The following is a 23,493-nucleotide window of genomic DNA, read 5'->3' on the forward strand; positions in this document are numbered from 1 at the left end:
GGGGAAGGTCAGATCATGTAAACGTCCACCACGTGGTGGATGTAGTCGTTCTTCAGGACCACCTTCTTCTTCAGGATCACCGGCTGCGGGCCGGACAGGTCGATCGTGTAGAAGCTGGTGCCGAAATAGGTGTCCGTTGTGTTGTAGCGGAAGTACAGGGTGAACCAGTTGAAGCGCACCTCAACCTTGCCGCCGTCGTTCGACAGCACCTCGATGTCTGTGATGTTGTGGCCGGTGCGCGGTTCGGGGAGGGAGGTGGCCGACGACCGGTCGGTCTTGATCCGGAAGACCCGGTCTTCGATGCCGCCGCGGTTGTCGTAATAGATGAGGGAGATTTCGTTCTGGGGGTCCTGCGTCAGCTGGTCGTCGACGTCCCACGCTGGCATCCAAAATTCGGAGTCAGGGTGGTAGCACTCGAGCCACTCGTCGAACTGGCGGTCGTCCAGCAGGCGGGCTTCCCGGTAAAGGAAGGCCCGGACGGTTTCGAGGGTTGCGATCTCCTCCGCGGTCTTCAGGGCCGGGGCGGTTTGGGTCAGGTTGGTCATGGGTTCTGCGCTCTCTGTGGTTCCGGCGGGCTCTCTCAGGCGGTGACGGGAACGGATTCCAAGGCTGAACGCTCCTCTTCCTCCGCTAGGGCACGGTCCATGACTTCCTTCCAGTACCCGTGCTGGATGGGGTAGAGCCCCTCATCCTCGGTGCGCACGCCGGAGGCGATCACCCGGGTCATGCCCAGGGCCTGTGCCTGCTCGTCCGGACCGGTGATCTCATGGGTGGAACCGCGCGTCATATCGTTCCACGGGGCGCTGGTGGCCCAGTAGGTCTTGTTGCAGGAGCGGAACTCTTCCAGGTCGTCCGGCGTGGCCATGCCAGTGGCGTTGAAGAAGTCCTCGTACTGCCGGATGCGCTTGGAGCGGTTCTCCTGGGACTCGCCCTTGGGGGCTATGCAGTAGATCGTTACCTCGGTCTGGTCCGCGGAGATCGGCCGGAAGTGGCGGATCTGCGAGGAGAACTGGTCCATGATGTACACGTTCGGGTAGAGGCAAAGGTTGCGCGAGATATTGATCATGAAGTTCGCCATCTCCTCGCCGTACTTCTGCACCAGCTCGTCGCGGCGGTCCCACAGCGGACGGTCCTCGGGGTTGGTCCATTCCTGCCACAGCAGCAGGTGCCCGTGGTCGTAGGAGTAGAAGCCGCCCTTGACCTTGCCCCACTTGCCGGCGTCCATGGCCTTGGTCTTGTTGGCGGAGTCGCCGGCGCTGCGGCGGGCGGTGGTGGCGGCGTAGTTCCAGTGCACGGCCGTGACGTGGTAGCCGTCTGCGCCGTTCTCGGCCTGCACTTTCCAGTTGCCGTCGTAGGTGTAGGTGGAGGATCCCCGCAGAACCTCCAGGCCCTCGGGGGACTGGTCCACAATGGAATCGATCACTTTGGTGGCGTCGCCGAGATGCTGCTCAAGGGGGAGCACGTCCGCCTTCAGCGAGCCAAAAAGGAATCCACGGTAGGACTCAAAGCGGGCAACCTTGGTGAGGTCGTGCGACCCTTCTTTGTTGAACGTTTCCGGGTAACCCGCATTGCGGGAATCCTTGACCTTCAGCAGTTCGCCGGAGTTCTTGAAGGTCCAGCCGTGGAACGGGCAGGTGAAGGTGGTGCGGTTGTCCGTCTTGCGGCGGCACAGCATGGCGCCCCGGTGCGAACAGGCGTTGACGATGCAGTTGAGCTTCTCGTCCTTGTCCCGGGTGATCATCACCGGAGTACGTCCAATGTAGGTGGTGAAGTAGTCCCCCACGTTGGGGATCTGGGACTCGTGGGCGAGGTACACCCAATTGCCTTCGAAGATGTGCTTCATCTCGAGTTCGAAGATTTCCTGGTCGGTGAAGATCTCGCGCTTGGCCCGGATGATGCCGTTCTCGCGGTCATCGATCACGGCGTCGGCAAGGACCTCGCGGGCATGGGTCAGGTTCTCGGTCATGGCGTGCTCCTCCATTGGAGATTGCTGGACGGATGGTCGGGAGGTCCGGGCCGGGCAGCGGTGCCAGCTGGGACGTTAGGGCAATTCTTCCCGCTCGTGACTGCGCTCACATCAGGCAAACACCTAGGGTCGACCAAGGGTGTCTTTATGTACCGATAATGACAGAAAATAGGCATTATCGATATTTGTAGCGTCCTTATCTTCGGACCTACGATGAGACAGACATCACGCGATGCCGCAAGGCCGCAGGATCCCTGCGCCAGCGTCCCGCGGCGGGTGCAGGAAACCTTCCTGGCCCCAATTCAAAGACGAAGGTGGAGACCGCCATGACTGAGACCCAAGTGGATACCCGGAACGAGAACGAAGGCACCGCCGTTGAAGCCGGCTCGAAGGCCACCGAACGCTTCGCCGCCTCCGGCAAGCTCTCGGAGCTGCACGTGCCCAAGGAGCGCGTGAGCCTCCTGGCCGGTGCGCTGATCAAGGCCGCCAACGACATCGTGGTTGAGCACCAGGTCACCTACGAGGAGTACAACGCCCTGAAGGCCTGGCTCATCAAGGTAGGAACCGACGGCGAGTGGCCCCTGTTCCTCGACGTGTGGCTTGAGCACACGGTTGAGGACGTCAACTCCCAGGAGCGCCCCGGCACCAAGGGCACCATCGAGGGACCCTACTACGTGCCCGGTTCGCCCGAGCTTCCCACACCGGCCACCGTCGAGATGCGCGACGGCGAAGAGGGCACCCCGCTGCGCTTCACCGGCCAGTTCACGGACACCAACGGCAACGCGCTCCAGGGCGCCCAGGTGGAGATCTGGCACGCGGACGCCGCCGGCTTCTACTCGCAGTACGCACCGGGCCTGCCCGAGTGGCTCTTCCGCGCCACGGTCAAGGCTGACGACGAGGGTCGCTTCGAGATCAACACCATGCGCCCCGCGCCGTACCAGATCCCCACGGACGGTGCCTGTGGACAGCTCATCGAGGCTGCAGGATGGCACGCTTGGCGTCCTGCCCACATCCACATCAAGGTCTCGGCTCCCGGCTACCAGCCCGTCACCCAGCAGCTCTACTTCCCGGGCGACCCGCACAACGCCGACGACATCGCATCGGCCGTCAAGCCGGAACTCATGCTGGACCCCCGGCCCCGCACGGACGGCGGCGCCGGCGAGGAAGTTGTCTACAACTACATCCTCGCCAAGGAAGGCCAGACCAAGTAGGAATTCCTGCTGACAGCCGGCGCCGGGTGTTGCCCGGCACCGGAGGCGCCCCGGGATGCACGCGCTCCCGGGGCGCCTGTATTTTGGGCACCCGCTTTTCGTGACCGTTTGCCTTTCATGACCGTTTGCCGCCCTCTGCCGATGCCGCCAGGAGCCAGGATGACCCCTCGTCAAGACCCGATCGACACCGAGGCCGCCACTGCCGCGCTACCCGCCCCGCAGCCCCTGCTGGAACGCCCCGGAGCCAGGCCCGCCGGACCGCGCCGGTTTCTGCGCGACGTAGCCCCGCCCTATCTGTCGAACGGCGCCATCGGGCTGGTGTTCACCGCGTCCGGACCCATCGCCGTCACCCTGGCCGTGGGCGCAGCCGGCGGGCTGACCCAGGAACAGCTCGCGTCCTGGGTTTTTGGCATCCTGTTTTCCGGAGGCGCTGCCACGCTGGCCATGTCGCTGCTGTACCGGCAGCCGCTGGGTTTTGCCTGGTCCATTCCAGGCACCGTGCTGCTGGGGCCCTCGCTGCAGCACCTGTCCTTCCCGGAAGTGGTGGGCACGTTCTTCACAGCAGGCCTGCTTATCTTGGCGCTGGGAGCCACTGGTGTGATCCGGCGGATCATGGCCATGATTCCCATGCCGATCGTCATGGCAATGGTTGCAGCTGTATTCCTCCGGTTCGGCACCGACATCGTCTCCTCAACCCAGGCCAATCCGGCGGTTGCCGCCCCGATGGTGGGCGCGTTCCTGCTCCTCACCGCCGTGCCCGCGCTGGGAAAGTTCCTTCCGCCGGTCCTCGGCACCCTGTTGGCCGGCTGCCTGGCCGTAGCGGCGAGCGGGCAGTTCGTTGCCGGCATGCCCGGGCCGTTGCTGGCCGCCCCCGTCTTCACCCCGCCGGAGTTCACCTGGGCTTCACAGCTGGAGTTGGTGGTGCCGCTGGCGCTGACGGTGCTGTTCGTCCAGAACGGCCAGGGCATCGCCGTGCTCCGGACCGCGGGGCACCGGCCGCCCGTGAATGTTTTTGCGATGGTGTCCGGGGCGTTCTCCATGCTGAACGCCTGCTTCGGCGCCGTTTCCGCTTGCGTGACGGGGCCCACGAATGCCCTGTTGACGTCGTCGGGCGTTAAGGAACGCCAGTACACCGCAGCGGTGACCTATGGCTGCCTGGCGCTGGCCTGCGCTGCGCTGGCACCCACCCTGACGCGGCTGATGCTGTCCACGCCCAGGGAATTCGTCCTGGTCCTGGGCGGAATCGCCATGCTGCGGGCGCTGCAGCAGGCGTTCGTGACCGCCTTCTCCACCACTTTCACGATGGGCGCGCTGGCGACCTTCGTGGTCACCATCTCCGGCCTGGACCTGTTCAACATCCACGCAGCCTTCTGGGGCCTCGTCATTGGCTACGCAGTGTCGCGGCTGCTGGAGCCGGCCCACCACGCGAAGCTATGAAGCGATAGGGGCAGTGACGTGCCGCCGGGCCGCCAAAGTGCACTCCCCCGGGTTTGGCAATAGTCTGGCCAGATGGGGACAAATACCGTGAACAATGGCGAACAGGTCGACAGGCAGTCCCGCATTCTCGAAGCAGCGCTCGATCTGCTGTCCCGCCACGGTATCTCAGGGGTGAGCATGCGCGCAGTGGCGCGCGAGGCCGGCGTCGCGCTGGGCCTGGTGAACTACTACTACGACGACAAGACGAGCCTGATCCGCGCCGCCCTGCGCCGCGTGGACGAGCACGACCTGCTGCTGGTGGCTCCGGATCCGTCCTCGGCCCCGGATGAGCAGTTGCGCAAGGCCCTGCGGCGGGTGGCGGGCGCCGACCTGCTGACCACACGCTACCTGTCCCTGCGCCTGCACCTGTGGGCCCTCGCCCAGGCTGACGAGGACTACGCGCAGATCAATGCTGCCGCCTTTGACCGGTATATCGACGGGCTCGCGGCGCTGGTCTCCAACGCCCAACCCGGGCTGTCCTGGGAGGAATGCCGGGCCCGGGGCTCCGACATCGTGGTCATCCAGAACGGCATGTGGCTGACCTCGCTGCTGGGTGTGGACAAGGCTGCCATAGAGCGAAGCATCACGCGGACTGAAGAGATCGCGTTCGCCCCGGCCGAGGCGCGGAGCAGCGGTGACGCCGCCAGCCCTGGCGCCGTTCGGGAGCACTAAAACCGCGGCATTCCCTCCGGTACGGCCACCTGAGTAACATTGAACGACTGTTCAAATTTCTATTGAACAGTCGTTCAACTTCCGTTACTGTCCTCCGTATGACATACGCCACACCGTCTACCGACGTGACAGCATCCACCCTCTTCATCAACGGCTCGTGGGAGCCGGCCGCGTCAGGCGCAGTGCGCCACATCCACAATCCGGCCGACGGCGAACTGGCCGCCACGGTCTCCGAGGCCGGCAGGGAGGACGCGGAGCGAGCCATTGCGGCAGCGCGGGCGGCCTTCGATTCCGGCATCTGGTCAAGCGTCCCGGCACCCGAGCGCGGCACCTTCCTGCTGAAGGTCGCGGCGGAACTGCGCGAACGGCGGGAAAAGTTCGCCCGCGCCGAATCGCTGGACACCGGGAAGCGGATCGCCGAAAGCCGCATCGACATGGACGATATTGCCACCTGCTTCGAATACTTCGGCAGGCTTGCCGGGCAGCAGGCGGGCCGCGTGGTGGACGCCGGGGACCCCGCCGTCGTAAGCAGGATCGTCTACGAACCCGTGGGTGTCTGCGGCCTCATCACGCCTTGGAACTACCCGCTGCTTCAGGCCGCGTGGAAGATCGCCCCGGCCCTCGCTGCCGGCTGCACCTTCGTCCTCAAGCCCTCCGAACTCACCCCGTCCACCAGCATCCTGGCCATGCAGCTGCTGCAGGATCTCGGCCTGCCGGACGGCGTCGCCAATCTCGTGACCGGCCCCGGCGCGCAGGCGGGCGCACCGCTCTCGGAACATCCCGCCGTCGACCTCGTTTCCTTCACCGGCGGCTTGGAAACCGGCAAGCGCATCGCGGCAGCCGCGGCCGGCACCGTCAAGAAGGTGGCGCTGGAGCTGGGCGGCAAGAACCCCAACGTGGTGTTCGCGGACGCGGACTTTGATGCCGCCGTCGACAACGCCCTGAACGGCGCGTTCGTCCACTCCGGCCAGGTCTGCTCGGCCGGGGCGCGGCTGGTGGTGGAGGAATCCATCGCCGAACGCTTCGTGGACGAGCTGGTCCGCCGCGCGCAGGGAATCCGCCTGGGCGGCCCCTTTGACGAGGCCGCCGAAACCGGTCCGCTGATTTCCGCGGCCCACCGCGAGAAGGTCAACGCCTACGTCCAGCGCGGTATCGAGGAAGGCGCGCGGCTGCGGTGCGGTGGTTCGGCGCCTGCTGGGGAGAAGTACGACGCCGGCTTCTACTACCAGCCGACCGTCCTGGACCGCGTTGAGAGGGGCATGTCCGTGGTCACCGACGAGGCCTTCGGCCCCGTAGTGACCGTCGAAACCTTCCGCACCGAGGACGAGGCCGTGGCCACCGCCAACGACACGATCTACGGGCTTGCCGGCGCCGTCTGGAGCCAGGACGCCGGCAAGGCGCAGCGCGTGGCATCCCGGCTGCGGCACGGCACGGTCTGGATCAACGACTACCACCCATACCTCCCCCAGGCCGAGTGGGGCGGCTTTGGCCAGTCCGGCGTCGGCCGCGAGCTCGGCCCCACAGGGCTGGCCGAGTACCAGGAGGCCAAGCACATCTACCAGAACACCAGCCCCCAGGTGACCGGCTGGTTCGCTGACCACGGCAAGGAGAACTAGATGCACTTCGACAACATCGAGGACCTCAGCGAGCGCGGGTTCGACTACATCGTGATCGGCGGCGGATCCGCCGGGGCTGCAGTGGCGGCACGCCTGAGCGAGGACCCGGACGTGACCGTGGCCCTGGTGGAGGCCGGCCCGGATGACCGGAACATCCCCGAAATCCTGCAGCTGGACCGCTGGATGGAACTGCTGGAATCCGGCTACGACTGGGACTACCCGGTGGAACCGCAGGAAAACGGCAACTCGTTCATGCGCCACGCCCGCGCCAAAGTGATGGGCGGGTGCTCCAGCCACAACTCCTGCATCGCCTTTTGGGCTCCGCGCGAGGACCTGGACGAGTGGGAGGCCAAGTACGGGGCCTCCGGCTGGAATGCCGACGCCGCCTGGCCCCTCTACAAGCGGCTGGAAACCAACGAGGACGCCGGCCCCGACGCGCCCCACCACGGGGACTCAGGCCCCGTGCACCTGATGAACGTGCCCCCGGCGGATCCTGCCGGCGTCGCCCTCTTGGATGCCTGCGAACAGGCCGGAATCCCGCGCGCAAAATTCAACACCGGGACCACCGTGGTCAACGGCGCCAACTTCTTCCAGATCAACCGTCGCGCGGACGGCACCCGGTCCTCCAGTTCCGTTTCCTACATCCACCCCATCATCGAGCGGGACAACTTTACCCTGCTGACCGGCCTCCGCGCCCGCCAGCTGGTGTTCGATGCGGACAAGCGCTGCACCGGCGTGGACGTGGTGGACTCGGCGTTCGGCCGGACCCACCGGCTTTCCGCGCACCGCGAGGTGATCCTGTCCACCGGCGCCATCGACTCGCCCAAGCTCCTGATGCTCTCCGGCATCGGCCCGGCCGCGCACCTCGCCCAGCACGGCATCGAGGTCCTGGTGGACTCCCCCGGCGTGGGCGAAAACCTGCAGGACCACCCGGAAGGCGTGGTGCAGTTCGAAGCGAAGCAGCCCATGGTGCAGACGTCCACCCAGTGGTGGGAGATCGGCATCTTCACGCCCACTGCGGACGGCCTGGACCGCCCTGACCTGATGATGCACTACGGCTCCGTCCCGTTCGATATGAACACCCTGCGGCACGGCTACCCCACCACGGAGAACGGCTTCAGCCTCACCCCGAACGTTACGCACGCCCGTTCCCGCGGCACCGTCCGCCTGCGCAGCCGCGACTTCCGCGACAAGCCCATGGTGGACCCGCGCTACTTCACGGACCCGGACGGCCATGACATGCGGGTGATGGTGGCCGGCATCCGCAAGGCGCGGGAAATCGCCGGTCAGCCCGCCATGGCTGAATGGACCGGGCGTGAGCTGTCGCCCGGCGCCGAGGCGCAGACCGACGAGGAACTGCGGGACTACATCCGCAAGACCCACAACACCGTCTACCACCCGGTGGGCACCGTCCGGATGGGCGCGTACGACGACGATATGTCGCCGCTTGACCCCGAGCTGCGGGTCAAAGGCGTTACCGGCCTCCGGGTCGCCGATGCGTCCGTCATGCCGGAGCATGTCACCGTCAATCCCAACATCACCGTCATGATGATCGGCGAACGCTGCGCCGACTTGGTCCGGGCGGACCTGGTCCGCGGCGGCCGCACCGGCCACACCGGCGAATCCATGACCCTGGAAGAAATGGAGCTCACCGCGTCCCTCGCCTGAGCGGCGGGGTCCCGGCGGCAGGGCATCGACCTTCCATGCGCCACGGCCGGCCGGTCATCACTATCGTGCTTTTCTGATTTAGGAGTCCACATGGCGGAACCCAGCAAGAGTATTGATTCAAGCGGCATGGACGAGTTTGGTTACACGCAGACCCTGGACCGGAGCATCGGCAAGTTTGCCAGCTTTGCGGCGGGCGTCAGCTACATCTCCATCCTCACCGGTGTTTTTCAACTGTTCTACTTTGGTTTTTCCATGGCCGGCCCTGCATACGCGTGGTCCTGGCCCCTCGTTTTCGCCGGCCAGCTGATGGTGGCGTTGTGTTTTGCTGAACTGGCGGGCCGCTACCCGGTGGCCGGATCGGTCTACAACTGGGCCAAGCGGCTCTCGTCCGGGACGTGGTCCTGGTTGGCGGGGTGGCTGCTGCTCATCTCGTCCATCGTGGCGCTTGGCGCCGTGGCCCTGGCGCTGCAGCTCACCCTGCCGCAGCTCTGGTCCGGATTCCAGTTCGTCGGCGACGGGACGGGCACGTACGACTTCGCCCTGAACGGCGTGCTGCTGGCGAGCATCATGATCGGCATTTCCACCATGATCAACGCCTTCGGCGTGAAGCTGATGACCAGGATCAACAGCATCGGCGTCTTTGTGGAGCTGATCGCTGCCGTGCTGCTGATCCTCGCCCTCGGCTGGCACGTGGTGCGGGGGCCGGAGGTCTTCTTTGGCACCGCCGGCTTCGGGGAAGGCCACGATTTGGGCTTCTTCGGTGTTTTCCTGATCGGTGCCATGGCCTCCGGCTACGTGATGTACGGCTTCGACACCGCCAGCTCCCTGGGCGAGGAAACCAAGGACCCCAAACGCACGGCACCCAAGGCCATCCTGCGCGCCATCACGGCATCCTTCGTGCTGGGCGGGCTGATCCTGCTCTTTGGCATCCTCGCCGCTCCGGACCTGGCCGACCCCAAGCTCGGGGCGGCCGACGGCGGGCTGCAGTACCTGGTGCTCTCCGTCCTCGGAGGCCCCTTCGGCAAGGCCTTCCTCGCCTGCATCGTGGTGGCCGTGGTGGTCTGTACCCTGGCAGTACACGCTGCCGCCATCCGCATGATGTTCGCCATGGCGCGGGACAACAACCTCCCCTTCAGCCGGCAGCTCGGCAAGGTGTGCCCGGTCCGCAGGACCCCCACCGCGGCGGCCATCGTGATCGGCGTTATGGCCGTCATCCCGTTGCTGGTCAACGTGATGCAGCCGGCAATCTTCACCATCATGTCCAGCATCAGCATCGTCCTGATTTACCTGTCCTACCTCCTGGTCACCGTTCCGCTGCTGCGCAACCGGCTCCTGAAGAAGTGGCCGCTCGCCGACGACGGCTCCGAGCCGGGCTTCAGCCTGGGCAAGTGGGGGCTCCCCGTGAACATCCTCGCGGTCCTGTGGGGCGCCGCCATGACCCTGAACCTGGTGTGGCCGCGCCAGGAGATCTACAACTCGGTGCCACCGTTCGAGTGGTACCTGCAGTGGGGCGGGGTGATCTTCGTGGCTGCTGTTTCCGGCGGCGGGGCCCTGCTGTACCGGCTGAAGATCCGGCACCAGACCGGCGTCCTGGCCGAGCACGCGGCGGCGGTTGCGGCGCATCCGTCGTCGGGCCCGGCACGTCTGGCCGCTTCGGCTGAGGATCCGCTGCTGGAGGCAAAGATTCCCTCGGCACCTTAAGTCCCCCGCTCCAGCTCCCCGCAACAAAAGAACGGCCGACGGCGGCACTCACCTTGCCGGCGTCGGCCCTTCTGCGTAACCAGGCAGGTCCCTTTACTGTGAGGACGGCTGGTGGTCGTCCGCCGGAGTCCAGCCCAGGGCGGGGCCAAGTTTGCCTGCAATGTCCTTGAGGATCTGGACGTAGTCCTCGTGGTCGAAGCTGAAGGGCAGTGCGAACGCCACTTCATCCACCTCCTGGAATCCTGCGTGTGCGTACAGCTGCTCCGCGATCTCCTCGCTGCTGCCGATGAGGTCGCGGGCGAACATCATGCCACGCGGCCCCTGTGGCGCCGTGGTGCGCGGCGTGCGTTCCTCGACGTAGCGCTGGTACTTCTCCCGCTGGCCTGCTGACGCCGAATCGGTGGGGATCACCACCAGGCCCTGCGAAACCCGCGCCGGAGCATGCGAGTGTACTGATGTGGCGGCGGCTTCACGGAAAGCACGAATCTGTGCCTGCTGGACACGGGCGAAGTCCGGTTCCTGGTCCTTGCCAGGGAAGATCACGCTGCTGGACAGCAGATTGAACCCGTTGGCCCCGGCCCAGACCGCTGATTTCGTACTGCCGGCGCCGTACCAAAGGCGCCCACGCAACCCGGCGGAATGTGGCTCCACGCGATTCGAGAACTCCTCCACCACCCCTTGCTTGCCGGAAAATTCGCGTACACGCTCCCCTGCAACCAGGCGGGCAAACCGTTCCACCCGGCCGTAACTGAAGTCCTCCAACTCCGCGGAATCCGGATACAGCTCATGCTTCACGGTGTCGTAGTGCATCGGCTCGCCCACACTGACTCCAGGATTGATGCGCCCTCCGGCAAGCAGGTCCACGGTTGCCAGGTCCTCAGCCAATCGCAGGGGGTTTTCCCACCCGAGCGGGGTCACGGCCGTACCAAGCTCGATGCGCGAGGTGCGCTGGCTGGCGGCGGCCATCACTGCAACGGGTGAGGAAATTCCAAACTGCAGATGCCGGTGGCGCAGCCAGGCGCTGTCGAATCCCAGCCGCTCGCCCAATTCGATAATGCGCAAGGTGGATTCGTGACCGGCTGCGGGGTCCGTCGGATCGAACAGCCCGATAGTGAGGAATCCAAGCTTGCGCAAAGGGCGTGTGGGGAGGGGCATCGGCTTCCTTGTGGATCGGGACGCGGGTTATCTCAGAGTACGCGCTGGGGACCTGGCTGTTCTCCTACAGCCGCTGCTCCCACACCGTCAGTTGCAGCGTGACGATCCCCCGCGAAGCAGCCCCAACGGAAAGGTCGACGATGGCACTCGCGTCGCCGCCGTCGTCGGCCTTTCCAGCCGTAGCAGCCTCGTACATCATGTCCTTACCGCCTCGGCAGTTTCATCAGCAGAACGCACCGGCGTCTCCAGCCCAAGGTTCTCACGCAACGTGCTGCCCGCATATCCGGTGGGGTACACGCCGCGTTCCTGCAGCTCAGGCACCAGGTGGTTCACGATGTCGTCCAGGCCGGTGGGGATCAGCCACGGCGAAATGTTGAACCCGTCCACTGCACCCACCCTCGCGTACTCCGCCAAGTGGTCCGCCACCGCGGTGTAGGACCCGGTGAAGGTCGCATCCACCCGTGCCGTGCGGGACGTGACGAACTGCCGGATGGAGAGGCCCTTGTCCTTGGCCTCCGCCCGCCACTGGTCCGCAAGCTGCCGCGCCTTGGCACCGTGGAAACCACTGCCACGGGTCTCGGAGGTCTCCTCCACCACCGGATCGATCTCCGGCAGCGGCCCGTCCGGATCGTACCCGGACAGCTCCCGGCCCCAGAACTGCTCCAGATACGCAATCGCCTGCTGCGGCCCGATCTGCAGGCTGCGGACCCACGCCTTCTTCTCCAGGGCTTCCGCAGTGGTGGGCGCGAGGATGAACTCACTGGCCGGCATGATCTGCACGGCATTGGCGCCGCGGCCCGCGGCCAGCGAGCGCTCAACCAGGTCCTTGCGGAACTCCACGGCGTCGCCGAACTTCGGGTGCGCCGAGAAGATGACGTCCGCCTGGCGGGCGGCAAAGTTGCGTCCTTCCGGGGAGTCGCCGGCCTGGAACAGCACGGGCCGGTACTGGGCGCTGCGCGGCAGGCGCGGCGTCACGTCCACCGTGTAATGCTGGCCCTCGTGGAGCACGCGGCGCGCCGGACCGGCAGGAGATTCCCACGAGTCCCAGATCCGCTTGGCCGTTTCCACGAACGCTTCGGCGTGCTTGTACCGGTCGGCATGGTCCAGGTAGCCGCCGCGGCGGAAGTTGGCGCCGGTCCAGGCGTTGTCCGTGGTCACGATGTTCCACGCAGCACGTCCGCCGGAGATCAGGTCCAGCGAGGCGAGCCGGTGCGCCAGGTCCGCGGGGTCGTTGTACGTGGTGTTCTGGGTGGCCACCAGCCCGATGTTCCTGGTCACCGACGCCAGCGCCGCGAGCATGGTCTGCGCGTCCGGCCGGCCCACCACATCCAGCGCGTGCGGGCGGCCCAGGTGTTCACGCAGGCGCAGCCCCTCGCCCAGGAAGAACGCGGCGAACAGTCCGCGCTCGGCGGTCTGGGCTACGCGGCGGAAGGACTCAAAATCGGTCTGCGAGCCGGATTCCGGGGCCTTCCAGATGGTGCCCGAGTTCACCCCCTGGAAGAAAACACCAAACTGGATCTTGCCCGACGGCGTGAAAACGTCGTTTTTAGCACGGCTGTGCTGTGTCATGGTGTTCCCCTTACTTTTCCGGCGGTGGCGGTTGCGTAGCGGCTTGCCGGGCGCTCCAGGCCAAGCAGGTCGCGGAAGGTGCCGTCCTGCACAGGCGGCCGGAGCGCGCCGCGGCGTCGAAGCTCCGGCAGCACCAGCCGCCCCAGTTCCTCCACGTCAATAAAGAGCGACGCCGGGTGGAGGCGCACGCCGTCTGCCTCCTTAAGGAGGCCCTCCAGGAAGTCCGCGAGACCGGCTGCAGAACCGGCGTACTCCGCCCGCCCGCCGTCGACCCCGGCACGGTCCAACCCGGCCGAACGCTCGGCCGCAGCCTGCCCGCGGGAGTCCAGGACGACGTCGAGCTCGGCAATCACTGCCACGGAACCACCAAGCCGGGCTCGCACATCGCGCACCTCCGCGGCGAGCAGCTGAGCCGTCGGGGCAGAGACCAGCACCGCATCCACAGCGTCCGCCCCAACCAGCCCCTCCCCCACCAGGGACGCCGCGGCAAGCACAGGCAGCTGGCCCTGCAGCGGCCTCGGAATGATGGATGGGCCCTTCACGGAATACCCAGGCCCGGCAAGACCGGCGGGTGCCTCAAGGCCGGCCGTCGTATCAAAGTCGATGTAGTGCAGTTTGTCCACGTCGATGTACCGGCCCGTGGCCACATCGCGGATCACGGCGTCGTCCTCCCACGAGTCCCACAGCCGGCGGGAAACCTCGATGGACGCGGCGGCTTCCTGCGCCAAAGCAGGACCGGAAACGGAAGAACGTCCGACGGCGGCAGCCGCCTCGGGTGATTCCGCTGCGGTGGCGATCCACCCCGCCCGTCCGCCGAACACATAGTCCAGGCTGGCCAGCTGGGTGGAGACGTGGAACGGCTCGGTGTAGACGGTGTCCACTTCCGGCACCAGGGCGATGCTGCGTGTCACTGGCCCGGCGAAGGCAGCGCGCTGCAGCGCATTTGCCCGGCCCGGAACCGGTGCGTCGGTGAACGTGGCGGCGTGGAACCCCGCCGACTCGGCGGCAAGCACCGCCCGGGTGATGTCCGCGCCGAGCCAGCCGGCGCCGTCGAGCTCGAGGGCAAGGAAGCCCGAGGAGATACTCACTGCTGGTCCTGACGTTCGTAGGGAATCTTTTCGCCGGCTTCGATGGCCACCGCCAGCCTGTTTTCGGCCGGCGGAAGGGGGCAGGTGGCGAGGTCCGTGTAGGCGCATGGCAGGTTCACGGCCCGGTTGAAGTCCAGCTCCACGGACCCGTCCGCAGCCGGCACCACGGTCAGCGAGCGGTTGGCCGCATAGGTGGTTTTGCCGGAGGTCTGGTCCGTGAACAGCACGGACAGCGAGCCCGACGCGTGGCCGTTGAACGCGGTCAGCACGAGCTCCTGGCCGGCCAGCTTGAAGCGGATCTCACCCGGTGCCTCGTACACGTGCTGGATGCCTTCGACGGCGGCACCCACCGTAGTGGGCCGCGGCGCCTCGAACGGCACGTACGTACCGCGGACGGCGTAGGCTGCGTCCGGCGAATACGCGGGCGTGCCCTGGTATTCGCGCAGCAAGCTGTTCTCCGGGTTCCGCGGCCGCACAATGTACTCGCCGCCGCGTTTGGCCAGCTCAATGACAGAATCGCCGGACACCAGGGTGATGCCGCCGCGCTCCTCGATGGGACCGAATTCCAGCGCCGCCCCGGCGGCGGTGTTCAGCTCCTGCCCGTCCCGTTGGAGACTTTCGCCCGGCTCCAAAACGACGCGGACGACGTCGGCCTCCACATGCCAGGCGCCCGGGGCACCTTCCAGCCAGGCGGCCTCGCTGCCCAGCCAGTGCAGGTGGGTCACCGCCAGGAAACCGTGAGGGTGCGCCCGCTGCTGCTCGTGCGCCGCGTGCCATTGCTCCCAATCGGCGTCGAAGGATTCAAGGGCGGTTTCAGTGGACGTGCTCATTTCGCAGCTCCAAACGTTTCCTGGGTGATGGTCTTGGCTTCCGGCAGCGCTTCCTCGGACAGGCCCCAGCGCTCCAGCACCTTGGCGTAGGAACCGTCGTCGATCGCGGAGTTCAGTGCTTCGGTGATCACGGGAGACAGGCCGTTGCCCCGCAGCGACGTGGCGGCCACCAGTGTTTCGGACGGCCAGCCGGCGTTGACCTTGCCCACCACTTTCAGGTCGTCGCGGGTGTTTTCGCGGTACACAGTGGACGGGTAGGGCGCGATGTTCAGGTCCGTGCGGCCGGAGGACAGGGCCAGGATGGTGTCGGCGTCGGAGGAGTAGTACTGGAGGGTGGCCGGCGCCTTGCCCTTCGCTTCGAGCTCCTTGTTCCATGCGAGCAGGATCTTTTCCTGGTTGGTGCCGGACCCCACGGACACCTTCAGGCCGGAGATGTCGTCTGCCCCCTTGATGTCATAGGTGGCTGACTTCCTGGCCTCGAATCCCATGAACGCCGCCCGGTAGCTGGCGAAGTCGAACAGCTTCACCCGGTCCCTGTTGACGCCCACGTTGGAGAACACGGCTTCGAAGTCGCCGGACTGGGTCTTCAGCGGCCAGTTCTCCCACGAGGTCACCTGCACGTCCAGCTCCAGGCCCAGTTTGTCCGCCACCAGCTGCGCGATGTCCAGCTCGGAACCAATGGGCGTCTTGTCATCCGTGGCGTGGAAGGACAGCGGGATGGACCCCGCCGTGGTGGCCACGGTCAGCTTGCCGTCCCTGCCGATCAGCTCGGGAACCTTGGCGGCGAGCGCCGCATCCTCCTCCGTGCGGATGCGCTGCTGGTCCGGCGAGGTGTTGTAGACGACGCCGTTGCGTGCCGCCGTCGTCTCCGCCCCTCCGGTGGAGGTGCCCGCGGCGGTTGCGCCGGGATCAGCGCAGCCTGCGAGCGCGGCTGTAGTAAAGAAAGCAGTGCCGAGGAGTACGACGGCGGGCAGCACCGCGAACGGGCGGCCGCGGCGTGGTCGGCGGGTAAGGCCGGTAATGCCGGTGGGAAGTGCCATGGGGAATCCTTTAGATGTTGAAGGCCGGTTCGAGCACCTTGGAGAAGAAGCTCCGGGTGCGCGGTTCCTGCGGATTGGTGAAAATCTGTTCCGGGCTGCCCTGTTCCACAATCTGCCCCTGGTCCATAAACACCACGGTGTCCGCCACGTCGCGGGCGAAGCCCATCTCGTGGGTGACGATGATCAGCGTGGTGCCGGATTTCGCGAGTTCGCGGATGACGTCCAGCACCTCGTTGACCAGCTCGGGGTCCAGGGCCGAGGTGGGCTCGTCGAACAGCAGGATCTTGGGGTTTAGGGCCAGGGCGCGGGCGATGGCAACCCGCTGCTGCTGGCCGCCGGAGAGCTGGCGCGGGTAGGCGCCGGCACGGTCCTTCAGGCCCACCCGGTCCAGCAGTTCCAGGCCGCGGCGCCGGGCTTCCTCCCTGGACTTTCCCTGGGCGACGACGGGCGCTTCGGCCACGTTTTCCAGAGCGGTCAGGTGCGGGAACAGGTTGAAGCTCTGGAACACCATGCCGATTTCGGTGCGCTGCCTGAGGATCTCCTTCTCGCGCAGTTCGTGCAGCCGCTGGCCCCGGACCTCATAGCCCACCAGGCTGCCGTCAATGGAAATGAAGCCCCCGTCCACCTTTTCCAGGTGGTTGATGGTGCGCAGCAGTGTGGACTTCCCGGAACCGGAGGGGCCCACGATGACGGCCACCCCGCCCGGCTCGACCGTGAGGCTCACCCCCTTGAGGACCTCCGTGGCGCCGAAGGACTTGCGGACTTTGGTGATCTCCACCAGGCCGCGGGTGGTCGGGGCGGTGGCAGTTGCAGTGGTGGTGCTCATCGGGCGTTCCTTGAGGTGCTGGCCACAGCGTGGGTGGCGAAGAATTTGCGGGCCTTCTGCAGGGGCGTCAGCGGGAGGTTCCGCACCGCACCCTTGGCGTAGTGCCGTTCGATGTAGTACTGGAAGACGCTGAGCACGGACGTGATGGCTACGTACCAAAGGGTGGCCACCAGCAGCAGCGGCAGGACCTGCTGGGTGCGGTTGTAGATGACCTGCACCGTGTAGAACAGCTCGGAGTAGGCAAGGACGTACACAATGGACGTGCCCTTCACCAGGCCGATGATCTCGTTGAAAGCTGTGGGCAGGATGGCCCGCATCGCCTGCGGCAGGACAATCCGGGTGGAGCGGCGCCAGGCCGGGATGCCCAGTGCTGCCGCGGCTTCAAGCTGGCCCTGGTCCACGGAGAGGATGCCGCCGCGGATGATCTCCGCGGAGTAGGCTGCCTGGTTCAGGGTCAGGCCCAGCACTGCTGCCGCAAACTGGCTGATCAGTGTGGTGGTCTGCACCTCGAAGAACCGGACGTCCGTGAACGGGACACCTAAGCTGATTTTTTCGTACAGGTAGCCCAGGTTGTACCAAAGCAGCAGCTGGACCAGCAGCGGTGTGGACCGGAAAATCCAGGAGAACGTCCAGGACACCGAGACCAGCAAAGGCGAGGCGGACAGCCGCATCAGCGCCAGGATGAAGCCCAGCACAAAGCCCAGGATTCCCGAGATCGCGGTCAGCTTCAGGGTTTCCAGCAACCCGGTGATGACGGACTGGGCGGTGAACCACTGCGCCACCACGCCCCACTCCCACCGCGGGTTGGTGGCCAGGGACCACGCCACCGCAAGCACGCCCAGGGCCACCACACCGGTGCCCACCCAGCGCCAGGTATGCTTCGCGGCCACCACCCGGTAGGCGGAGTAATCCGCGGCCACCCGGGCCGGCACCCCTTCGGGAGGCAGGCTGGCGCTGGCAGCCTGCTGTGCTGACGTTGTTGACTGCGCCGCCGTAGCTGCTGCTGAACCCACGCGCCACCTCGCTTCTCTCTTAATCGGATTGTTGAGGCCGGAGCTTGTTGCCCCGGCTGCTGGCTGCAAATCTAGGACCGGCCGGAACGGGCCAGCAAGGCGGCAAGTTGCATACGTTCACCGGAGTTCGCACGGCGTCATGAGTCGGGTTTTTTGCGTCCCTTGACGGGATATGACGCGGAGTTAACGCCCGTGACCAGGCGCTCGACCGCCGTCGAAACCGCTGCCTAGCATGAGGCTCTCAACCAAGCCCCCGCCGTCAGGAGCGCCCATGCCAGCGAACATCCCGGCCGTCGTATTCGTCGGCGGCGGACCCCGCACGGCCGGTGTGCTTGAGCGGCTCGCCGCGAACCGTCCGGAACTCTTCAGCGGGCCGCTGGAACTCCACGTCGTCGAGCCGCACGTTCCCGGTTCCGGCCGCATCTGGCGCTACGACCAGCATCCCGGCCTCCTGCTCAACTCCATGGCGGCGGACATCACCATGTTTACCGACGCCTCGGTGGCCTGCGAGGGCCCGGCCCGCCCGGGTCCCAACCTGGCCGAATGGGCCGCCGGCGTGCTGGACGGGTCCATCACGGACGTGCCGGACTTCCCGCACACCCTGCGGGAGCAGCTGCGCTCGCTCACCGGCTCCACGTTCCCCACCCGCCAGCTGCAGAGCCAGTACCTGGAGTGGTTCTACCGTCGCGCGGCGAAGTCCCTTGGCCGCAGCATCACCGTCCACCGGACCGTGGCCGTGGACGTCTCCGCGCTTGATGCCGGCGGCCATGCTGTGGCGTTGGCCAACGGCCGGACCCTGCACGCGGACATCCTGGTCACGGCCCTGGGCCACACCGACTCCCGTCCGGATGCCGCCTCCGAAGCCTGGGCCAACTTCGCCGCACGTCACGGCGGCTACCACGCGGCACCCGGCTACACCACCGACGTCGACTACTCACCCATCGCCCCCGGGCAGGACGTCATCGTGGCGGGCATGGGGCTGGCCTTCGTTGACCTCCTGGTCCTCCTGATGGAGGGACGCGGCGGACGGTTCGAGGAGGCGTCCGACGGCGGGCTGCGCTACCTTCCCTCGGGCCGGGAACCACGGCTGTGGGCGGGGTCGCGGCGGGGAGTGCCGTACCACTCCAAGATCTCCTCAACCCTGCGGGGCGAGGCTCCCGGGCCCTTGCGGTTCCTGACCTCCGCCGCAGTGGAGGCGCTGCTGGAGCGGCACGGGGAACTGGATTTCCGGCGGGACCTGTGGCCGCTGATCGCCAAGGAAGCCGGGTACGGCTACTACCGGGAGATCCTGACAGGCCGCCCTGCGCTGGCCGCCATGGACTGGGATGAATTTGCCGCCCGGTACGCTGCCCTGGACTGGTACAGCGCAGCCCGTGAAGAACTCGTGGCCGCTGCCGTACCCGACGCCGGCCTGCACCTTGACCTGGAGCGACTGGACCGGCCTTTCGCCGGCCGCAGCTTTGCGGGCCACCAGGACGCGCAGGACGCGGTGGCCCGGTACATCGAGCACGATCTTGCCCTGCGGGACAGCCCGGACCACCCCGAAACGCTGGCACTCTTCCTCGCCCTGCTGCACGTGTACATGGAGGTGGGCCGGGTTGTCCCCCAGGAACGGCTCAACGCCCGGTCCCAGCAGACGGTCCACGGCTGGTGGCATGGCTTCTTCAGCTTCGCGGACTCCGGGCCGCCGCCGCATAGGCTCCGGCAGATGCTGGCACTGCACCGGGCCGGGCTGCTGAACTTCCTGGGGCCGGGCCTTGGGATCTCCACCGATGAGGCCGCCGGCACGTTCCTGGCCAGTTCCCCGCAGTCCCCGGTGACGGTGACAGCGAAGGCTTTCATCGAAGCGCGGCTCCCTGCCACGTCCGTGGCGCGCTCGCTCAACCCGTTTCTCGAGTCCCTGCACCGGAACGGCCTGGGCACGGAGCAGCGGCTGCTCACGGCGGACGGCATCCACTCCACCGGGAAGCTGCTGGTCACGTCCCGGCACCAATTGGTGGACGCGCAAGGGCAGCCCCGCACCTCGGTTTTCGGCATAGGTCCGGGGACGTCCGGCTGGGGTGCCGCCGCCTTCGCCCGGCCAGGCACCAATGCCGCACCCTTCCGCGAGAACGATGCCTTGGCCCGGACCATCCTGTCCGTTGCGCGTGGACTCGCCGCGGAAGCCTCCGCCACACCGTCCGCAGAACCCGCCGCCGTCGGAAAGAACTGAACCGTGACTGCTGAACCTGAACTCAGGCAACTGTCCGTGGCCACCGAACCCATCGGGGCAAGGCCCTCGGACCATGTGCCCCGGCCGCTTGACCCGGCCTCGCTGACGGTCCTGAACCTGCCCATGCACGATCCGCGGGTCCGGCCGCTGCTGGATGAACTCGCCGTCGAGTACGACACCCGCTACGGCGACCTCTTTGGCCGGAAAGCTGCGGCCGATGAACTGAACCGCTACCCGGCGGACGAATTCGAGGGACCAGCCGGTGCCCTGCTGCTGGTCCAGGAGCAGGGGAAATCCGTGGCCGGCGGCGCCTTCCGCCGCTATGATCCCAGGACTGCGGAACTGAAGCGGATCTGGACGCACTCGGGGCATCGCCGTCGCGGTTTGGGGAGGCTGGTGCTGGCGGAACTGGAAGCCCTGGCCGCTGCGCGCGGCTACACAAGGCTCTACCTCACCACCGGTCCCCGGCAGCCTGAGGCCAAGCACCTTTACCTCAGTGCCGGCTACCGGCCGCAGTTCGACCTTGCCGCCGATCCTGGGACGCTGAAGTTCCTGGCATTCACGAAGGACCTGCCTCAAATTGCGCCCGCGTCCGCGCCGAACTGACGGCGGACCCGGCGCGGGGTTGCGGCCGCCGCTAAGCTAGCGCCATGGCCAACAAAACCACAGCAGAGAAGCTTGCCACCCTCCAGAAGGGCTACACACTGGAAGGGGCCACCATCGAGCTGGGAGCCGCGATTGTGGACGGCGAGGTCCACAAGGACGCGCCGGTGCGCTTGCCGCTTTCCATGATGAACCGGCACGGCCTGGTGGCGGGCGCCACCGGCACGGGCAAGACCGTCACGCTGCACATGATGGCCGAGCAGCTCTCCACCGCCGGCGTGCCGGTCTTCCTGGCCGATATCAAGGGCGACCTCTCCGGGCTGGCCACCGCCGCCGTCGGAAGTGAAAAGCTCACCGCCCGCACGGAGGGCATCGGGCAGCCGTGGCAGGGGAAGACGTTCCCGGTGGAGTTCCTGGCGCTGGGCGGCGACGGCAACGGCGTCCCCGTGCGGGCCACGGTGTCCTCCTTTGGGCCCATCCTGCTCTCCCGGATCATGGAGCTGAATGACACGCAGGAATCCAGCCTGCAGCTGGTCTTCTATTTCGCGGACAAGAACGGCCTGGAACTCATCGACCTGAAGGACCTCCGGGCGGTGATCCAGTTCCTGACCTCGGCCGAAGGCAAGGACCAGCTGGAGGAGCTCGGCGGGCTGTCCAAGGCGACCGCCGGGGTGATCCTGCGCGAGCTTGTGAGCCTTGAGGCGCAGGGACTGGAAAGGTTCTTTGGCGAACCCGAGTTTGATACCGCGGAGCTGCTGCGGACTTCCCCGGACGGCCGCGGTGTGATCACCTGCCTGGAGCTGCCCACGCTGCAGACCAAGCCCATGCTGTTCTCCACCTTCCTGATGTGGCTGCTGGCGGATCTCTTCGAGGACCTCCCCGAAGCGGGGGACCTGGACAAACCCAAGCTGGTGTTCTTCCTGGACGAAGCGCACCTCCTGTTCAACGACGCATCCAAGGCATTCCTGGAAGCCATCACCACCACTGTCCGGCTTATCCGGTCCAAGGGCGTGGGGATCTTCTTTGTCACCCAGACCCCCAAGGACGTTCCCGCGGATGTCCTTGGCCAGCTCGCCAACCGCGTGCAGCATGCCCTCCGCGCGTTCACCCCGGAGGACGCCAAGGCCCTGAAGGCCACGGTGTCCACGTTCCCGCTCAGCGACTACGACCTCGAGGAAACACTGACGTCCGCCGGCATCGGTGAGGCCGTGATCACTGTCATGAATGAGAAGGGCGCCCCCACTCCCGTGGCGCTGACCCGCCTGCGGGCCCCGGAGTCGGTGATGGGTCCGAGCGACGAGGCCCTGGTCCGCAGCACCGTGGCGGCGTCAGCCCTGCTGGCCAAGTACGGAACGGCGGTGGACAACCCGTCGGCCTTCGAAAAGCTTTCCGGGAAGGCTGCCGCTCCCACAGGGCCGGCTGCCCAGGGCGGAGTGGCGGCACCGGGCACCACTGTTCAAGGCGGCGGGGTTCAGGGCGGCGGGGGCGGCAGCCTGGACGTTGACGCCGAGGCGCGCCGGATCGAGGAAGAAATCCTCGGCCGGCCCAGCAGCCGGCCGGCGGCTTCCGGGGACGGCAAACGCCGCACCCGCGCCGAAGAACCGCGGGAACCACGGCCCGAGACGCGCGACTCGATGATGGGGGACCTGGGCGGCGCGCTGGGCGGGGCCCTGGGGGGCGGCCTGAAGAGCATGGCCAGGTCCATCGGCACGCAGCTCGGGCGGGAGCTGCTGCGCGGGGTGTTCGGCACGTCGTCCCGGCGCCGCCGCCGCTGACAAGGTACCGCTTCCGCCGGCTCGACTGCCGCCGTCGGCCGCATGACAGGTAACGTATTGTCAGTGCAGATGAGTCAAGCGTTGGTGAGGATCGCAGCCGGATGGCTGCTGGGACTCATGCTTGCCGTCGCCGGAGCGGTGGTTGCGGTGAACCTGGTGAACAACACTGTGGCCAGCCCGCAGCAGCCTGTCCGTGAGTATCTGGAGGCGCTGCAGGGCGGTGATGGCGGCAGGGCACTGGGGCTCCTCGGTGCCACGGTGCCGCCCAGCAACGCTGCCATGCTGGACGGCCCGGCACTGCAGACCGCTGCCTCGCGCATCGCCAACGTGGACATCGGCGACGCCCAGGAACGCCCGGACAACCAAGTCATGGTGCCGATGGAATACACCATTGACGGCAGCCGGCTCCGCACCGAATTCCTGCTGCGGAAAACCGGTACCGAGTGGATCTTCTTCAACACGTGGGGCTTTGTCCCCTCCAGGCTCCCCACCATTGACATCACCGTGGTCAATGCCAGCGAAGCCACCGTCAACGGCGTGCCCGTTAACATGCCGAACGGCCGGAACTCCTTTGCGGTGTTCTATCCCGGCGAGTACGAGGCAGCCGTGAACGGCCAGTACTTTTCGGCGTCGCCCACCCGTGCCACCGTAACCGCGCGCGACGCCCCGGTAGCCCCGCTCAACCTCCTCACCCAGGCCACGGACAACCTGAAGAAGGACGTCTCGGCGAAGGTGAAGGAATTCCTGGACAGCTGTGCCGCCGTCGCGGCCAAGGAGCAGAAGCTCCAGCCCGACTGCCCCTTCTACTACGCCAGCAACAACAGGGTGCAGGACGGCAGCATCAAGTGGACCGTGACGGAGTATCCCAACGTGTCCATCGAGCCGTTCGACGGACGCTGGGTGGTGGCTCCGCTGGACGGCAAGGCCAAGGTTGAAGCCCTCCAGCAGAACCTGTTCACCGGCGCCTGGTACCCCCTCAGCGAGGAAGTGGACTTCAGCTTCACCACCCGGCTGGACGTCACGGGAGACACGGTCAAGGTCACGCCGGTGCTGAGCTTCTAGCCCCCGCGCC

Annotated in this window: 20 protein-coding genes; 10 read left to right on the forward strand and 10 right to left on the reverse strand. The window is 66.7% G+C overall.

The window, feature by feature from the left end:
* Positions 1 to 8 precede the first annotated feature (8 nt).
* Together benB and benA are read right to left on the reverse strand one after the other, a co-directional pair.
* Positions 9 to 545 (reverse strand): benzoate 1,2-dioxygenase small subunit, encoded by a 537-nt coding sequence (gene benB / locus KTR40_RS17855; protein ID WP_139030849.1) that lies wholly within the window; start codon positions 543 to 545, stop codon positions 9 to 11.
* A 35-nt stretch (positions 546 to 580) separates the two neighbouring features.
* Positions 581 to 1,966 (reverse strand): benzoate 1,2-dioxygenase large subunit, encoded by a 1,386-nt coding sequence (benA, locus tag KTR40_RS17860; RefSeq protein ID WP_228404584.1) that lies wholly within the window; start codon positions 1,964 to 1,966, stop codon positions 581 to 583.
* 326 nt (positions 1,967 to 2,292) lie between these two features.
* Between benA and catA the strand changes: the two genes are divergently transcribed.
* The 6 genes from catA (at position 2,293) to KTR40_RS17890 (ending at position 10,310) form a co-directional block, all read left to right on the forward strand.
* Positions 2,293 to 3,177, forward strand: coding sequence for a catechol 1,2-dioxygenase (gene catA, locus KTR40_RS17865; RefSeq protein ID WP_228404585.1), 885 nt, complete (start codon positions 2,293 to 2,295; stop codon positions 3,175 to 3,177).
* A 159-nt stretch (positions 3,178 to 3,336) separates the two neighbouring features.
* The gene (locus KTR40_RS17870; protein ID WP_228404586.1) at positions 3,337 to 4,614 is read left to right on the forward strand and encodes a benzoate/H(+) symporter BenE family transporter; all 1,278 of its coding nucleotides are present in this window, start codon (positions 3,337 to 3,339) and stop codon (positions 4,612 to 4,614) included.
* A 72-nt stretch (positions 4,615 to 4,686) separates the two neighbouring features.
* Entirely contained in the window at positions 4,687 to 5,325 is a 639-nt protein-coding gene (locus tag KTR40_RS17875) for a TetR/AcrR family transcriptional regulator (RefSeq protein WP_228404587.1), read from the forward strand.
* Positions 5,326 to 5,423: 98 nt separating this feature from the next.
* Positions 5,424 to 6,941: an aldehyde dehydrogenase family protein gene (locus KTR40_RS17880; RefSeq protein ID WP_228404588.1), complete on the forward strand. Its 1,518-nt coding sequence runs from the start codon at positions 5,424 to 5,426 to the stop codon at positions 6,939 to 6,941.
* The gene (locus tag KTR40_RS17885) at positions 6,942 to 8,609 is read left to right on the forward strand and encodes a GMC family oxidoreductase (RefSeq protein WP_228404589.1); all 1,668 of its coding nucleotides are present in this window, start codon (positions 6,942 to 6,944) and stop codon (positions 8,607 to 8,609) included.
* A 90-nt stretch (positions 8,610 to 8,699) separates the two neighbouring features.
* Positions 8,700 to 10,310: an APC family permease gene (locus KTR40_RS17890; RefSeq protein WP_228404590.1), complete on the forward strand. Its 1,611-nt coding sequence runs from the start codon at positions 8,700 to 8,702 to the stop codon at positions 10,308 to 10,310.
* Between the two features lie 93 nt (positions 10,311 to 10,403).
* Here KTR40_RS17890 and KTR40_RS17895 read toward each other — a convergent pair whose 3' ends face one another.
* The 8 genes from KTR40_RS17895 to KTR40_RS17925 all read right to left on the reverse strand — a co-directional run bounded on the left by KTR40_RS17895 (position 10,404) and on the right by KTR40_RS17925 (position 17,831).
* Positions 10,404 to 11,465, reverse strand: a complete 1,062-nt coding sequence (locus KTR40_RS17895) for an LLM class flavin-dependent oxidoreductase (protein WP_228404591.1) — start codon at positions 11,463 to 11,465, stop codon at positions 10,404 to 10,406.
* Positions 11,466 to 11,529: 64 nt separating this feature from the next.
* The gene (locus KTR40_RS19070; protein ID WP_255708323.1) at positions 11,530 to 11,664 is read right to left on the reverse strand and encodes a hypothetical protein; all 135 of its coding nucleotides are present in this window, start codon (positions 11,662 to 11,664) and stop codon (positions 11,530 to 11,532) included.
* Complete coding sequence (locus KTR40_RS17900; RefSeq protein WP_228404592.1) at positions 11,661 to 13,034, reverse strand: NtaA/DmoA family FMN-dependent monooxygenase; 1,374 nt, start codon at positions 13,032 to 13,034, stop codon at positions 11,661 to 11,663. Before KTR40_RS17900 ends, KTR40_RS19070 begins: the two co-directional genes overlap by 4 nt.
* Entirely contained in the window at positions 13,031 to 14,122 is a 1,092-nt protein-coding gene (locus tag KTR40_RS17905) for an LLM class flavin-dependent oxidoreductase (RefSeq protein ID WP_228404593.1), read from the reverse strand. Before KTR40_RS17905 ends, KTR40_RS17900 begins: the two co-directional genes overlap by 4 nt.
* Positions 14,119 to 14,952, reverse strand: a complete 834-nt coding sequence (locus KTR40_RS17910) for a DUF1684 domain-containing protein (RefSeq protein WP_228404594.1) — start codon at positions 14,950 to 14,952, stop codon at positions 14,119 to 14,121. Before KTR40_RS17910 ends, KTR40_RS17905 begins: the two co-directional genes overlap by 4 nt.
* Positions 14,949 to 15,992: a transporter substrate-binding domain-containing protein gene (locus tag KTR40_RS17915; protein WP_228404595.1), complete on the reverse strand. Its 1,044-nt coding sequence runs from the start codon at positions 15,990 to 15,992 to the stop codon at positions 14,949 to 14,951. The genes KTR40_RS17910 and KTR40_RS17915 overlap by 4 nt, the downstream gene beginning before the upstream one ends.
* 10 nt (positions 15,993 to 16,002) lie before the next feature.
* Positions 16,003 to 16,818, reverse strand: a complete 816-nt coding sequence (locus KTR40_RS17920; protein WP_304940887.1) for an amino acid ABC transporter ATP-binding protein — start codon at positions 16,816 to 16,818, stop codon at positions 16,003 to 16,005.
* On the reverse strand, positions 16,815 to 17,831 hold the full coding sequence (locus KTR40_RS17925) for an amino acid ABC transporter permease (protein ID WP_370633153.1): 1,017 nt from the start codon (positions 17,829 to 17,831) through the stop codon (positions 16,815 to 16,817). The genes KTR40_RS17920 and KTR40_RS17925 overlap by 4 nt, the downstream gene beginning before the upstream one ends.
* A 271-nt stretch (positions 17,832 to 18,102) precedes the next feature.
* Between KTR40_RS17925 and KTR40_RS17930 the strand changes: the two genes are divergently transcribed.
* From KTR40_RS17930 to KTR40_RS17945, 4 genes are all read left to right on the forward strand, one after another.
* Positions 18,103 to 20,043, forward strand: a complete 1,941-nt coding sequence (locus tag KTR40_RS17930; RefSeq protein WP_228404596.1) for an FAD/NAD(P)-binding protein — start codon at positions 18,103 to 18,105, stop codon at positions 20,041 to 20,043.
* 3 nt (positions 20,044 to 20,046) lie between these two features.
* A complete protein-coding gene (locus KTR40_RS17935; RefSeq protein ID WP_370633154.1) occupies positions 20,047 to 20,649 on the forward strand; it encodes a GNAT family N-acetyltransferase in 603 nt (200 codons plus the stop codon).
* A gap of 44 nt (positions 20,650 to 20,693) precedes the next feature.
* Positions 20,694 to 22,421 (forward strand): helicase HerA-like domain-containing protein, encoded by a 1,728-nt coding sequence (locus tag KTR40_RS17940; RefSeq protein ID WP_228404597.1) that lies wholly within the window; start codon positions 20,694 to 20,696, stop codon positions 22,419 to 22,421.
* 69 nt (positions 22,422 to 22,490) lie between these two features.
* Entirely contained in the window at positions 22,491 to 23,483 is a 993-nt protein-coding gene (locus KTR40_RS17945; protein ID WP_228404598.1) for a hypothetical protein, read from the forward strand.
* The last annotated feature ends 10 nt before the right edge of the window (positions 23,484 to 23,493 follow it).

It is taken from the genome of Pseudarthrobacter sp. L1SW (assembly GCF_020809045.1).
Taxonomy (GTDB): domain Bacteria; phylum Actinomycetota; class Actinomycetes; order Actinomycetales; family Micrococcaceae; genus Arthrobacter.